Origin of the sequence: Ditibartonella apis, assembly GCF_001952075.1 — a bacterium.
Taxonomy (GTDB): Bacteria; Pseudomonadota; Alphaproteobacteria; order Rhizobiales; family Rhizobiaceae; genus Bartonella; species Bartonella apis.
In genome coordinates this window covers 551,552-566,086 of the sequence record NZ_LXYU01000002.1, presented here as the reverse complement: position 1 = coordinate 566,086, position 14,535 = coordinate 551,552, and the positions used below count along the sequence as shown (strand labels likewise).

Here is a 14,535-nt window from a genome sequence, read left to right as displayed (position 1 = left end):
CAATTGATGACATAAAAGCCTTGCCGGAGGGGTCGTTAAACAAGCGCTATTCCGCTGAAATCACGCTATTGTTTTTTGCTTTGGAAGTCTTCAACGCTCAAGCGATTGATGTTTTATTGGAAGCAGGAGCTGATCCCTATATGATTGATACTCCCTCCTCCGGTTCTGGGCGTGATTTTACTTTTTATTTTGCGATGTACAATCCTGAGGACAAAACAGGTTTTACCCCTGCCTTTGTTAATGCCATTTTGGCTAGTTACCTCAAACATGGTGGTGATCCAAACAACCGGAATAATATACCTTTTTTATCCAGAATAGCGATGTCGAAAAATTATACCGGCGTGAAAATGGTTGCCAAAGCAGGTGGGGATGTTTTTCAACCTCATGATGAAATAGGATATTCTGCGGCAGTTGTTTTGGCACGAAATGATTATCCCGAAGGGCAAAAGTGTTTGAGTGATTTGATTGATGAAGGCTATCTTGATCAAAGACCGGTCGCTTATATTGAAAGAATGCTCGGATCATTAGAGCCCGATGGTAGTGGCGATTTATCTGTGCGACGTAACCGATATGCCAAGTTGAATGCCGAAAAATTATTGGTTCGCTATCCGGAAATTACTGACAATGATTCAACATTAGATATTTTTGGTGGTCCCATTCCATGGAAAGACCTTCAAGCAGGTCATTTTACTGATCCTGAAACCGGTAAGAGGATAGGAGAATGAAATGGGCAAACGATGGTTTAATATAACCTTTTTATGCTTGATGTTTGTTACATGTTTCATGATTTCTGCACCGTCATATGCTGAAAAAAGCATGATCTCCCCGGTTAAAGAGGCTGATAAATATTTTAAAAAGGAAGGACCACAGCTTTATAGTTTGGCTCAACGCATTGAGGCACAACAGCCAATTACAATTGATGACATAAAAGCCTTGCCGGAGGGGTCGTTAAACAAGCGTTATTCCGCTGAAATCACGCTATTGTTTTTTGCTTTGGAAGTCTTCAACGCTCAAGCGATTGATGTTTTATTGGAAGCAGGAGCTGATCCCTATATGGTTGATAGTCCTTCTTCTGGCTCTACTCGCGACTTTGCCTACTATTTTTCGATGTATAATCCTGAGGACAAAACAGGTTTCACCCCTGTCTTTGTTAATACTATTTTGGCTAGTTATCTCAAACATGGAGGCGATCCTAATCATCATACAAATTTTTATGTTTTATCTAACATAGCGATATCAGAAAATTATACCGGCGTGAAAATGGTTGCCAAAGCAGGTGGGGATGTTTTTGAACCTCATGATGAAATAGGATATTCTGCTGCAGTCGTTTTGGCGGCAGATCCTTATCCCGAGGGGCAGAGGTGTTTGAGTGACTTGATTGATGAAGGCTATCTTGATCAGAGACCGGTCGCTTATATTAATCGAATGCTCGGATCACTGGAACCCCATGGTAGTGGTGATTTATTATCTGTGCGACGTAACCGATATGCCAAGCTGAATGCCGAAAAATTATTGGTTCGCTATCCGGAAATTACTGACAATGATTCAACGAAAAGAATTTTTGGTGGTTCCATTCCTTGGAAAGACCTTCAAGCAGGTCATTTTACTGATCCTGTAACGGGCGAGCGGATATGAGACGGAATGAAGAACGGCAATAGTGGCCAGATTATTGATGAAGTTAATAAAAGCATGAATGAAACAACCCGGAACGCTTTAGGACGAACCACAAGAAATCCACCAAAGCCGGGAAGCCCTGCTCATAATAAATTGAATGGTCCAAACACTTATAAAGGACAAGAATAAAATGAATTACGATATTATCAGAGCGAAGTGCGGTTGGAGAGGTAAAGACTTGACAGTAATCTGTCGACCAGACGAAAATTGCGGTAATTTAGAATATCTCTCTGATGCGTATTATCCATTTTCTAGTTTCTTAATGTATCAAACATATTTTTCTGAACCTTGGAGCGGGGATGATTACGACATGTTTCTTACAGATATAGGTTTCATTCAAAGAATTGACAATGATTACAGAAGAACTTGTGTTTTGTCTGTCGAAGGTGATTTTATTATTCGGGAAAATGGTGGAAAGACAATTGAAAAAATTCCGGGTGCAGGCATTGAAGGTGAGAATTCCGGACGAGGTCGCCTTTATGGCATGACCATTATCAATAATCATGTTTATGCTTATGGGGAAGCGCGTCAGCTTTACCGTCGTTCTGACGATGGTGTATGGAAGATGTTGGATGAGACCTTTTATCAGCCATTAGAAACAACACCTTTTCGCAACATTGCCATTATTTTTGATGTTAAAGGGCTTCGGGAGGACGCAATTTATATTGTTGACACTGCTGGTTGTATCAATTTTTGGAATGGAACCACGATGCAGCTTATTGAGCAAGTCGAAGGTACAAGTCTCGTTTCGATTTTGATAGAGGATGAGGACACTATCTGGATTAGTGGCGATCATGGTACGCTTTTAAGAGGCAATGCAAAGTCTGGTTTTACCCGGATGCCGGGTATAAAAGGAACTCATAATTTTGTCAGTATGGCAAAGTTCAAAGACAAAATTTATCTTGCAAGCCATGGCGGCGGCTGGGATGTAGGCGCTTATGTCTACGAGAACAACACCTTAACGAAACTTGTCACTGGGTTAACGCCTGAAACGCAACATGATGCCCATACAGTCACATGTACAGATGAAGACCTATGGATCGTTGGTCTAAAGGATATTTTACACTTTGATGGCTCTGCATGGGAGCGCATAGATTTTCCTGGCAACCCTCCTATCCGATAGGGAAGGTTCGAGTACCGATTTTTAGCCCGAAAACTATACTATCCCGAAAACTATATTATTAAGTATGAAGACCCGCAAAAAGAAAAGAACGGGCTTAGCCACGGAAAATTAAACGTTGAACTTAGAAGGTGTAAATGATCAGTCAATTTCATGAAAACATACAATGTTTTCTGAAAAAAATAGACTTCCGATTGACAGTTTGCTTCTTTCGCCGGACGTTTCATCGCGAATGCATGAGATATTTCCACATTCATTTGCGCAATTTTTGGATGCATTCGGATTTTGTTCATTTTTCAACAGAGGGTTTCAATTATGCGATCCCGACGACATGCGCTCTATCTCGGCTCTTATATTCGGCACTGATAAAGACTTTTACCACAAAGATGTTCATGTTTATGGTTACTCTGCTTTTGGTGTATTGTATTGTTGGTCAAATAAACTGAATTATATTCGAATAGATCTAATCAATTGCAGAATATTTTGTGGATATTTGGTCTATAAACAAGAGGTAAAAGCCTCATTGGATCATATGGCATCAGGGTTATTGCCTCCTCGTGATTCCATTGAGTATTTCGATTATTATAATGAGCCGTTGTTGGAGAGATGCATAGAGCGTTATAGAATGCTCAATTGCGGTCAATGTTATGGATTTTTCCCGGCATTAGCACTTGTTGGCGGTGGAGAAAGTTTTATGAACAAAATTGAAAATATTAAAAAAGTGGAAGCACGGGAACACTTTGCAATACTTTCACAGCTTGCCGCATTTACGCTGACGGGGATGTCAAATGAAGGATATGTTAACGCGCGCAATATAGGATAACGAAAAAGACGATTTAAATAGAGTTTGTATAAAAATGTTGTTTTATGTATTCAACAAAAAATGGATATTATATTTGTAACATGAAAATAAAACACGATAAAAATAGGTATTTTCTTATAATATCGGAAATATCTGTATATATAAAATAAAACGTTAATTACACATTAAAAGCATGTTCACAAATGGTTATTAAAAAAATCAGTATTTTAATTTAAAAATAAAAATACGTCGGTAATTGAACGATTGATGGACATAATGATATTAAACATAATTGAATTCTTTTAATGATGATAGTCTTGAGAAAATATCGGTTTTATGGAAGAAAGAACGGATGTCAATACCGACGCGTATTGTATGGTGGATTATATATATTTTAAAATATTCGCCTGGATGTCGAAGTGATGAGTTCCACAAGAAATCTGCAACTGTTCTCGGCCTTGGAAAATACGTTCATTTTGCCGATATATTTCAAGTGGGGTGGACAAAGAACGAGCTTGCGGCGATTGATGCAGCCGATGATCTCAAAATGGCTCCCTATCATGAGGATTTTAAGACAACAGGCACGCCTGTGTGGATTTGGGAAGTTGTCGTTGATGGCGGCCTTTATGTGCGTGCCTATAGCGGCACGTCCTCACGCTGGTATCAGGCTGCAATCAAACAAAAAAGCGGAAAAATTATTGTGGCCGGAAAGACCGAATCTGTTCATTATGAAGCCGTCAAAGACCCGGCGGTTCTCAATCAAATTGATGAGGCTTATCACAAAAAATATAATCCAAGCCCTTATGTCGGAGCAATGGTGGGCGAGAGAGCGAAAGCTGCGACAATCAAAATCATAAAAGCCTGATGGCACATTGCTGGTTATCGCTTTTGAAAATACAGGCGAATGAAAGTTCAAATAAAAGGCCGACAGTTAGGGAACTGTTGGCCTTCTAATAAAGATACGGTTTTAAAAAGCAGGTACAGACTAGATTTGAAAATCTCAAAGCCGGTTGCGCTTTTTCACTTTTTCACTGGCAAGTGACCTAGAATTCGAGTTTGTCACCTTCAAGCGGAATAATAACCGATTGGCCGATACCTTCCTTATCAACATAAGAACGGAGTTCTTTCCGGCTTAAAACAGCATGGTTGCAGGCTTCCATATGGATAGCAACAAGCTTTGATTGCGGCGCGATCTTATGGGCGTGAACCACGTCCTCCTTGCCCATAATAATTGAACCGAAGCCTTGAAGTTGTGCGTCACCTGCATGAAGAACAACAACTTCCGGCTTATATTGTTTTAAATTATTCTCGACAGCGTCAATCCATATTGTGTCGCCTGCAAAATAAAGCGTTGGTTCATTTGGTGCTTCAAATATAAAGCCGGTGGCATGGCCTAAAACTTCACCAACCTCATGGTTTTTGAATGCTTCATTGCTTCCGTGCTGGCATAAAGTTTTGGTTACATGAATGCCGTTTTCATAATCAAGTTTTTGCGGCAGAACGGCGAGATTTTTGAAACCTTGGCTCTCAAGAAATTCTTTATCGTTTTCGTTCTGGACGAATATTTTTTGTTCTTTGTCTATAAGTCCTGTCGCAACCTCATCCCAATGGTCGGGGTGTGTATGACTTAAAAAAATGGCATCCACATTTTTGATAATGTCTCTGGCGTCGAAAGGCAGTTCAACACGTGGAAACCGCCGCTCGCTATGAACTGTACCGGGAAGTCCGGGATAGCGATCTTTTTCTGCCAGCATCGGATCAATCAAAATGTGTTTTCCGGCATAATCAAGAATGACCGTTGCGTTACGAATGAATGTGAATTTCATGGTTAAAACCTCTTCAATTTCTCGAAGTTTATGTAAGCATGCTTTTTCTGAATAAAAACTGGCCTGATGGTCAAAAGGCATTCATATCGGGCCAAAATTTAGCAAGGTTTTTTGGCAAAATAAAACTATTGGTTAAATTGAAAACGTCTGGCGCCATTTAGTAGGTGTGACCCGAAACGCGTCAATAAAGCTGCGGCGGAATGATTGGGTAGAGGCAAATCCGGCGATTTGCGCAATTTCCTCAATAGAAAGTTTTGTTGTTTCCAATGCGTGTCTCGAAAAATGCAGCCTTTCATGGATAAGCCACTCCATTGGTGAACGCCCGGTTGCCTGATGAAAGCGGCGGGTGAAAGTGCGCCGGCTCATACCGACCTTCTTGGCCATAGTGTCGAGAGAATAGGATGAGGCAAGGTTTTTTCTGATTGTTTCAAGCAGTGAATTTATGCGTTGGTCGCTTGTCGATATTGGAACAGGGGTAGCAAGATATTGCGCCTGACCACCTTCGCGGTGGGGTGGCGTCACAATCATACGCGCAGCATGATTGGCAACAGCGCCGCCATAATTTTTGCGAATAAGGTGAAGACAACAATCAATCCCCGCAGCAGTACCGGCGGATGTGATGATGTTACCATCTTCAACATAAAGGGCATTAAAATCGACTTCCGTATCAGGAAACTGTTCGGCAAACTGTTTTTCATAGGCCCAGTGCGTTGCAGCTTTTTTCCCTTTCAAAAGCCCGCTAAAGGCCAGAACATAAGTGCCAAGACAAAGCCCCATAATGGTTTTATTTTTTCGCGCTTCATTGTTAAGACTTGTATTAAGGTCGGAAGAGATAGGTTGTTCAGGATCCGGCCAATAGGGAATGACGATTATATCAGCGTCATCAAGGCTTTTAAGATCGTGATCGACTTTTATTGAAAAAGCATCCTGACCTTCAACAATTCCGATTTTTTCCGAAAACAGGATTGGCTTGTAATAAGTTTGATCCGGCATAGCCGCACCGAAGGCCATGACCGGAACAGAAATGTGAAACGGGCTGAAATTTTCCATGACATAAATGGCTACAGTTTTCGGTGTCCGGTTCAAAGTTGAATTTTCATCAACATCCGTGTTGGGCAAGCCGTGCGATAGCCGGTTCATTTCTTTCAAACAGACCTTGCAATGGTTGTTACAATCTTGTCAAACGTATCATCATCAAGCCACGGACTATTCGATATGGTCAACATTCTCGCCGCAAGATCGCAGGCATTTGGGGTTGAAAAACGCGTGTTGAAATGAGGTTCAAGATAGGAATAATCCGGCAAAGCATGAACGAACAGGCGGGTGACGCCATAAGGTGAAGGCCACAAGGTTTCAAGTGCTTTGTCTCTTGCTTCTCCGGTTTTAAAAAGCACCATAATAAATGGCCAAATAGCCTTTTCATCATCAATGCCTTTAACAACCGTGATTGAGGGAATTTTTTCAAGTTTGTCGATGCGACGTTGCGCTTGTTTTTTTATGTCTTCTAAAAAAGGTTTGAGCCTTGAAGCGGCATTTGCGCCTCTTTTCATTCTGAAACAGCTTACAAGATGGATAGGAATATCGTCATCGAAAACATCACCGACCGCTTCCTCTATATTGCCTGCTGTAAGTTCCTTGCGCCTCGGCACGCCATAAGCGAGTGACAAAAGCCGCGGACGATAGGCGATAGAATATCCCAACAATTCGCTTATGCGTTTAAGTTCAAAGAAAAAACGGGGTTTTACTATTTTTTGGTGGGTTTCCTTTAATGCCAGACGGATTTCATCATTGGATGAAGTTAAAAGGCCGCCCTCATAAAGGGTAAGCCCCTTTCCGACAGCAAGGCTGAAAAAAGCAATATCCCCCGTTTTGCCTGCCGCTGAACCAAGCGCCTGTGCCCCGTCTTCAATGACATAAGCACCTTTTTTATGAGCCATCTGAACGCATTGTTCAACATCTGCCAATTGGCCGCCAATGTGGGCCGGAATAACAGCCAGTGTTTTTTCGTCAATCAGTTTGTCGAGACAATCAAAATCGAAATCGAAACTGTTTTTTGCTGTATCACAAAGTTTTACCGTCAAATTGCAATGGGCAATGGCAAGCACTACGAGAGGGCAATTATAAGCCGGTATGATAACGTCTCTTCGCCCTTCGTTCCTGGGCATATTTGCCAGAGTTTGAAGGGCAACAATGAGCGAAGCCGTGCCGGAACATTCCAGAATGAGCGGCGGCAAATCGAACAATTCGCCCAAATTGGAGCAGAGTTCTTTTTTTGTTGGCAACCAATCATGCCAAACCATAGGGAGACCGGCGGTTGGTGGAATTTCGCCTTGTCTCGTCATTCTTATGATTTCTCGTTTTCTTTTTTGATGACATCACGTTCGGCAAATGCGAGGCAGACAATGCCCGCAACAATAAACAGCGCACCGGCAAAATGTGCCAATGAAATTGTTTCGCCGAATATCAGAACGGAAGCAATCATAACAGTGACGACTTCAAGATGCGATGCCGCAAATGCCGGACCTACTGGTGCGCGTCTTAAAAGCGTCATCCATGTGAAGAATGCCCCGACATAGCCGAGAATGGCAAAATAGACAAAAGGATGGGAAAAAATACGGTATAACCAGCCGAGGCTTGCTTCCAAGGGCAGGGCGGCGGTTGCAGAAAGCTTGAAGCTGATCTGTCCGAGCGTATCGAACATCATCAAAAAGAAAAAGCCCAATATATAGAAGCGACGCATTAAAAAGCTCCCACAATAGCAACACCAATGGCAACAAAGCTGATGCCGAGAACCCGCATAGAGGTGAGTTTTTCATCAAAAAACAGCCGCCCCAATACCATGATGACAATGATATTGATTGAGCCGAGCAATATGCCTTCCGAAAGCGGAACCAATGTCAAAAATGCCATCCATAGCAAAAATTCGGCGACATAGGATATTATTCCGATCCATAGAAGTGGTTGGCGGAACAGCGCTAGCCAATATTGGAAAAGCGACTGAGGTTTGTTCTCCTCGTCCGGTTCTGTGGCTGCACCTTTGAAGGCAAGCTGGCCGATAGTGTCACAAACAATATTTCCAAACCACACCAGAAAAATCAGCCAACTCATTGTCAAGCAATCTCGCGAATAAACGGGTTTACAGCAGGGGGCACCAATTGATCTTTTGTGCACAAAGCACCAAAGAAGTCGGCACTTTCCTGAATGACTTTTTTACGGTCACGGTCAATTGTTATCATATGGTAGCTGTTCTCCAATGGTATCATCTTGACGGGGCCTGAAACCGAACGGGCAACAAGTCCCGAATTTGTTTCCATATTGGCAATGTCATCATGGTTTGAATGCATGATAAGGCAGGGAGCTTTTATATCATGCAATTGTGTCTCGGTTTGTTTTGCAAGTTCTTGCATCTCGGCAAGCGAACCGAGCGGATTTCCGGCAAGTCCACCTTTGGCACTGTCGCCTGAAAGCATACTTTCGGAAATGGTTTTGCGTATGCGCTCGTCTTTCAAACCATAAGGCGGCCGTTCGATAAACACACTTTTCTGGAAAATGCCGAGTGCTTTGAACCATTTCAACAAAAAGACAGACCGCTGGATATAACGCGGGATAGACCAGCCGTCATAAATGAATGTCGGACCATATACGCCGACACCTTTTATATTTTCGGGGTGATCGGCGGTGTATTTGAGTGCCAGAACCGCACCCATAGAAAGTCCGCCGACAAACATTGTGTCAACATGTTCTGAAAGACGTTCTGCCGCACGTATGACACTATCATACCAATCATGCCAGCTGGTTGCCAAAAGGTCGTTTTCATCACCACAGTGGCCTGCAAGTTGCATCCCGTAAACAGTAAAACCGTGCTTATGCAAACCTTTGCCCAGAATTTGCATTTCGGCCGGTGTGCCTGTCAAACCATGAATGAGAAGAACGCCAGCCCGACCACCTTTATAGAAAAAGCTGACATCGGTAATCATGAAGCCACCCTTTTGCGGGCTTTTTCCGGCCGCTGCAATTTGTGCCAGATTTGCATGATTTCAGCGAAATTATCGACCTTGATGTGGTCAATGCCGCTTGCCGCACAATAATCAGCAAGTTTTCCTTTGGCGAGTACAAGGTCGGCTTTTCCGGCCGCGCAAAAATCCGATGTTCCATCGCCGATATAAAGGGTAAATCCGTTGCCCGAATTGGCAAAATGGCGGCATTTGCAATTGCCGGCGGGGCAAGCAACATTTTTGTAGGGAAATTGTAACTGCCAATTATTGTTGCCCGCATAAAGAAGACGGTTTGCAAAAACTTTAACGTTTTCGAGGCCATAACGTTTCAAAATCGTGCGGATGCTATAATCAAGCCCGTCGCTTAAAATGGCAATATCGACCCCTTGTCGGTCAAGCAAATGGACAAAATCCGGAAAAGCCGGATCGATTTTCATTTCATCAAGACATTTTTTGAGCTCGGCGGGTGAGGCTTTTATAAGCGCGATCTGTCGCATCATGCATTCGCGTGCACCGATTTTGCCAGAAAGCCAATCCTGTTCAATTGATTCCCAGTTTGGAGATGCAAATCTTTCCAAAAGAACGTCTGTCACATCATTATCGGCAATCGTGCCGTCGAAATCGACAAAGACACGGGAAAATATGGGGCCTTGTGAGAATACGGGAGCGCTCAAAGCTTGAAAAGCATTCGGGAACGTTCTTGTCATATTCGTCTTAATCTCCAATGATAGCCATCAACACAAAATTGGTCAGCTTGATACGTAGCGACCTTTTACCTATAAACAATAAAGACGACTATGCGTTCTTTGTTGCATTTCTGTAACCGGAAAAGAAAGACCTGCATGAACAAAAAAATTCTTATAATAGAAGATGATACAAGGCTTGCCGAACTCGTCGCCAACTATCTGAAGCGACAGAACTATGACGTAGAGGTGCATTCTCGCGGTGATACAGCCGAAGAAGCAATTAAGCAGCTGCTGCCTGATCTCGTTATACTTGATGTCATGCTTCCCGGAAAATCCGGTTTTGATGTTTGCCGTGATGTGCGTCCCTTCTATAAAGGCCCGATATTGATCATGACGGCAAGCGAGGATGATATTGATGAAATTATCGGATTGGAACTTGGTGCCGACGACTATATGTCAAAGCCGGTCGAGCCACGCCGTTTGCTTGCCCATATACGCGCACTTCTAAGGCGCAAAGAAAGTGAAATTGTCGATGAAAGCCATCCGGAAAGCGACGCAACACTTTCGTCACGCACCAAACTTGTTTTCGGCAATCTCGTCATAGACAAGGATAACCGCGCGGTGCTGATTGATAATCGACCGGTTGATTTAACCACAGCCGAATTCGATCTTCTGTGGCTGCTCGCAAGTCATGCTGGCCAAATATTATCACGCGACGATATATTGAACGCGTTGCGTGGTATCGAGTTTGATGGTCTTGATAGGTCAATTGATGCACGCATTTCCAGGCTTCGCCGTCGGCTTGGAGATGACCTTGAAAATCCGAGATTTATCAAGACAGTTCGTGCCAAAGGATATCTTTTTCTGCAATGGGAAGGAGACTGAAAAAAATAGGTTGAAGCAATTGCCAAGAATGGGGAGCTAGCCCGCGTAAAAAGATAGCAGGAAAAAGCAAATAAAATGGCATAAAAGCTGCCAACGGGTTAAACAGCGGATAATGGGGCTATAAGTTTCGCTGGAAGATAAACAGAAATACGTGAAAAACGCAAATGACCGCTATGTTTGGTGAAACATTATGACAAACGAAGAACACGATGGATTACAAAAAAGCCGTCGCCGCATGGTCATTTTACGCTCGATCAGTGTGCTTATCATTCTGTTTTTTTTACAAGGTGGTGTCGCCTATGGCACCTTGCAGCTGTTTCTTGCTCTGCCTGCCAATTGGACCGGCATTATTGACGACGCAGATATTGAACGCGATGCCCATCAAGGCACCGTTTACATGATTGATCAGGCAATCGCGAGCGAGCCGTTGAAAAAGCCGTCGGAAGTGCTTCAGGAATTGCAGCCGCATTTCCATTTCCGCCTCGCTTATATCGAAAAGCCCGACCACTTTTCTGATGACGTGAAAGAGCAATTGAAATCCTATGACCTTGCTTATGATGACGAAGATGATCATATCTATGCCAAACTACAATCAGGCGGCTATCTGAAACTCGGCCCGCTCGTTACGACCGACATCAATGATGCCAATGCCAGTGCAATTTTCATTCTTCTGGCACTGCTTACAATCGTCAATGCTCTGCTGTTTTTTGCCATTTTATATTTTGCTTTTTCCACATTGTGGCGCGAAGCGCGAGCCATCAGATTGACAGCCAACGCATTGGGCGAGGGGGATTTGACAGCACGTGTTCCGAAAATTCGTAGTGAACCGCTAAAAATGATTGGCCATGTCATCAATGATATGGCAACCCGTCTTGAACTTCTTGTCGGTCACAGCCGTACCATGATGCATGCTATGGCGCATGAGTTCCGCACGCCTCTTGCCCGGTTGCGCTTCGGCTTGAGTATGCTGGAAGATTCCGATCCGGCAGAAAAAAAGAAGCTTTATGCTGGAATTGACAAGGATATCGACGAGCTTGAACAACTGATAAAAATATCTCTCGATTATTTCCGCATGAACAACAAAAACATGCCAACAAAGCTTGAAAATGTCCATATCAAGCGTTGGGCAGAAAACATCATTGACGATCTGTCATTGTTAAAGCCAAAGGGATTCGAAGTCAGTTACGATATCGCCAATGTGGATAGCTCCATTGATCCGAAATTGGCAGCTATGGCATTTCGCAATATTATCCTCAATGCTTTCAAATATGCCCGTTCAAAGGTTTATATCCATGTTTATAAACAGGATGATGCGCTGATTTTCGAATTCGATGACGATGGGCCAGGTATTGCCGAAAGCTCCAGAGAAGAAATATTCTCGCCTTTCTTCCGGCTTGATAATGATAAATCCGGTTCACATGAGGGCTATGGGGTTGGCCTTGCATTTGTGCGTGCCATTGCAGAACTCCACCATGGTTCGGCTTTTGTCCTTTCAAGCCGCTTGGGGGGCGCACGTTTTGTCATGCGCTTCGGCCTTTAGCACGGACGATTATAATTATATGCACTTCAAAGATAAGCGGAAAGCGTTTCGATGAGCTTGCTATTCAACTCATGCTGTTCTTTTTGCCACTTTGTAACCAGTTCGTTGGAAACGGTTGTTTGTCCGTCAAGTTTACTTAAAAGACTTTTCCAGAAACTGTGATAAGTGTAATTGGAAACCTCGCCTGTAATATCACAGGCTTCGAGCCGGGAACCGATATTGGTGATAAGATCGGTCAAATGCCGCGGCTCCATCTCGCCCTGATCCCAATTGGTATGGATAAATTGCGGCGAGAGCGCATCCTTGTCAATTGACAGATAGACGGGGAGATTTTCCTTATAAATGCTGCTGATAAAGGCCGACATCATGTCATCAACATTGGCAAATGTCTGAAAAGCATTCTTTAGTCCCAGAACATTTGCCCAGCTCACATCCACTTTTGTCGACCAATATGTCAATTTGTTGGACATAAGCGGTTTCAAGCGGTTTTCGACAGCATGTTTAACCCCGATATCGCCGGAGGTAATGCCGACGACGTGAACATGGTCGACGAACGGCAATGACGCAGCATGACTGATCCATGAACCACAATGGATGCCGAAAGGATAACGCATATTGTCTGGATGGTTATCAATCACAATGAGCGTTAAAGAGTCTTTTTTAATATGCTTGTGACAATGTTTTATCAATAATTGGCTGACATGGTGATAATCACCACTTCCAAGAAATACCGGTCCATAAGTTTCCGGCATCTGTTTTTCAAGCTCCAGTTCCAGCTTACGAAAATTGGCAAAAGTCGTAGCGTAACGGATACGGTCTTGCCACCCGCTTAAATCGATATTGATGGAACTGTCAAATTTTCCCACACTATTGTCAAAATCGAGGATAACCGGATTTTTCATCAGTTTTGGTCTCCTTGAAGTTCAAGATGGGCATCACTTTCGAAATGATGCCGGAAGTGCTTCAATATCCCTCGCAACAAAGGATTGCGGATATAGACGGCATGGCGTGTATAAACGAATTTTGCGCCAAGATAGGCTTTGATTTCAGGGTCGGTCCAACCGGCAACATAATATTTGAAACCGTTGAGTCGGGCATATTCAAGATTGAAAAACCAGCTTATGAAATAAAGATTATTGTCGGTTGCAAGCGGGTAATCAAAGCCGATATATTTGTCGACAAGCATGTCTTTATAGGCAAAACAGATATTGTAACCGATGAGCTTGCCACTTTTGCGGTAGACAACAACCCGGAGGCTTTCGTCGTCCGTATGTAACAAATCGTAGAAAAACTCTTCGCTTAAACGATCGAAATGGATTTCGCTCTGTTGAAAGACCTGCAAATAAAGGCGGTAGAAGTGATTTATCACCTCGTCACTTTGAAGATAAGGCGAGTTAGCGGTTAAAACCTCAATCTCCAGATTTTCCATCGCACGCAATTTCCGACGAAAATCCTTGCGGCGATTTTTCGAAAAACGGGAAAGAAAATCATCCTGTGAAGAATAATCGACAGACACATAGGCAAGTGCTTGTCCTGCAACAGAAATAAAGCCCGCCTGTTCCAATTGTGCAAGAAAATCCGCAGTTTTTTTCGCGTCATCATCAGATATTAAAGGCGAAGGAGATGGCAAATCTTTAACGATGACAAGCGGATAATTTTTGCCCTCTCTTTCTTTCAGGAAAAGCGCCACTTGAGTTGCATTAAAAGGTGTGGGCAGCGGCGAAAATTCCGATACAGTTGTGCCGACAAACAATGTTTTATATTTCAACAGCCGTGACCAGAATTTATAGAACGGTATTTTTTTTAAACGCTTTTGATCTTCATTATCCATTGTCGTTGTGAGATCAAAGAGAGCTGAAAAAACCGGAAGTCCGACTTCGGAAATGGTCGCCTTGAAATCGACAGGCGGGTGGCGCAGAAAATCGCTTAAAAGATAATCGGGTTCGAGCTTGTTTGACCAAGCTTTAATGGCGTTGTCTGTCTCTTTTCGATTTTCCATATTTCGCC

16 protein-coding genes are annotated in these 14,535 nt (G+C 43.2%); 7 read left to right on the top strand and 9 right to left on the bottom strand.

The window, feature by feature from the left end; genetic code table 11:
* The 5 genes from PEB0122_RS11730 to PEB0122_RS06995 all read left to right on the top strand — a co-directional run.
* On the top strand, window positions 1-725 hold a 725-nt coding region (locus PEB0122_RS11730; RefSeq protein ID WP_158025423.1), incomplete at its 5' end, for a hypothetical protein.
* A gap of 91 nt (window positions 726-816) precedes the next feature.
* A complete protein-coding gene (locus PEB0122_RS07010; protein ID WP_143238806.1) occupies window positions 817-1,635 on the top strand; it encodes an ankyrin repeat domain-containing protein in 819 nt (272 codons plus the stop codon).
* A 169-nt stretch (window positions 1,636-1,804) separates the two neighbouring features.
* Window positions 1,805-2,797 carry a hypothetical protein gene (locus PEB0122_RS07005; protein WP_143238805.1) on the top strand — a complete coding sequence of 331 codons (993 nt, stop codon included), beginning with the start codon at window positions 1,805-1,807 and terminating at the stop codon, window positions 2,795-2,797.
* 163 nt (window positions 2,798-2,960) lie between these two features.
* Entirely contained in the window at window positions 2,961-3,617 is a 657-nt protein-coding gene (locus PEB0122_RS07000; protein WP_075916236.1) for a T6SS immunity protein Tdi1 domain-containing protein, read from the top strand.
* A gap of 331 nt (window positions 3,618-3,948) precedes the next feature.
* On the top strand, window positions 3,949-4,461 hold the full coding sequence (locus PEB0122_RS06995) for a DUF2255 family protein (protein WP_083650255.1): 513 nt from the start codon (window positions 3,949-3,951) through the stop codon (window positions 4,459-4,461).
* Between the two features lie 178 nt (window positions 4,462-4,639).
* On the opposite strand, the gene PEB0122_RS06990 is transcribed toward PEB0122_RS06995, so the two are convergent.
* The 7 genes from PEB0122_RS06990 to PEB0122_RS06960 form a co-directional block, all read right to left on the bottom strand.
* A complete protein-coding gene (locus PEB0122_RS06990; RefSeq protein ID WP_075916356.1) occupies window positions 4,640-5,422 on the bottom strand; it encodes an MBL fold metallo-hydrolase in 783 nt (260 codons plus the stop codon).
* Window positions 5,423-5,554: 132 nt separating this feature from the next.
* The gene (locus PEB0122_RS06985; RefSeq protein ID WP_083650271.1) at window positions 5,555-6,562 is read right to left on the bottom strand and encodes a GlxA family transcriptional regulator; all 1,008 of its coding nucleotides are present in this window, start codon (window positions 6,560-6,562) and stop codon (window positions 5,555-5,557) included.
* Window positions 6,563-6,567: 5 nt separating this feature from the next.
* On the bottom strand, window positions 6,568-7,764 hold the full coding sequence (locus tag PEB0122_RS06980) for a DegT/DnrJ/EryC1/StrS family aminotransferase (protein WP_075916234.1): 1,197 nt from the start codon (window positions 7,762-7,764) through the stop codon (window positions 6,568-6,570).
* A 2-nt stretch (window positions 7,765-7,766) separates the two neighbouring features.
* Window positions 7,767-8,162, bottom strand: coding sequence for a DMT family transporter (locus PEB0122_RS06975; protein WP_075870359.1), 396 nt, complete (start codon window positions 8,160-8,162; stop codon window positions 7,767-7,769).
* On the bottom strand, window positions 8,162-8,530 hold the full coding sequence (locus PEB0122_RS06970; RefSeq protein ID WP_075870358.1) for an EamA family transporter: 369 nt from the start codon (window positions 8,528-8,530) through the stop codon (window positions 8,162-8,164). Before PEB0122_RS06970 ends, PEB0122_RS06975 begins: the two co-directional genes overlap by 1 nt.
* Before the next feature lie 2 nt (window positions 8,531-8,532).
* Entirely contained in the window at window positions 8,533-9,399 is an 867-nt protein-coding gene (locus PEB0122_RS06965) for an alpha/beta hydrolase (RefSeq protein ID WP_075870357.1), read from the bottom strand.
* The gene (locus PEB0122_RS06960) at window positions 9,396-10,124 is read right to left on the bottom strand and encodes an MtnX-like HAD-IB family phosphatase (RefSeq protein WP_083639827.1); all 729 of its coding nucleotides are present in this window, start codon (window positions 10,122-10,124) and stop codon (window positions 9,396-9,398) included. The genes PEB0122_RS06965 and PEB0122_RS06960 overlap by 4 nt, the downstream gene beginning before the upstream one ends.
* A 135-nt stretch (window positions 10,125-10,259) precedes the next feature.
* Here PEB0122_RS06960 and PEB0122_RS06955 point away from each other — a divergent pair, with 135 nt between their 5' ends.
* Both PEB0122_RS06955 and PEB0122_RS06950 read left to right on the top strand, forming a co-directional pair.
* On the top strand, window positions 10,260-10,988 hold the full coding sequence (locus PEB0122_RS06955) for a response regulator (protein ID WP_075916232.1): 729 nt from the start codon (window positions 10,260-10,262) through the stop codon (window positions 10,986-10,988).
* A 190-nt stretch (window positions 10,989-11,178) separates the two neighbouring features.
* Window positions 11,179-12,528 (top strand): ATP-binding protein, encoded by a 1,350-nt coding sequence (locus PEB0122_RS06950; RefSeq protein WP_075916230.1) that lies wholly within the window; start codon window positions 11,179-11,181, stop codon window positions 12,526-12,528.
* A gap of 26 nt (window positions 12,529-12,554) precedes the next feature.
* Here PEB0122_RS06950 and PEB0122_RS06945 read toward each other — a convergent pair whose 3' ends face one another.
* A complete protein-coding gene (locus tag PEB0122_RS06945) occupies window positions 12,555-13,430 on the bottom strand; it encodes an arginase family protein (RefSeq protein ID WP_075916228.1) in 876 nt (291 codons plus the stop codon).
* Window positions 13,430-14,527 carry a GNAT family N-acetyltransferase gene (locus tag PEB0122_RS06940; RefSeq protein WP_075916226.1) on the bottom strand — a complete coding sequence of 366 codons (1,098 nt, stop codon included), beginning with the start codon at window positions 14,525-14,527 and terminating at the stop codon, window positions 13,430-13,432. The genes PEB0122_RS06945 and PEB0122_RS06940 overlap by 1 nt, the downstream gene beginning before the upstream one ends.
* Between the last annotated feature and the right edge of the window lie 8 nt (window positions 14,528-14,535).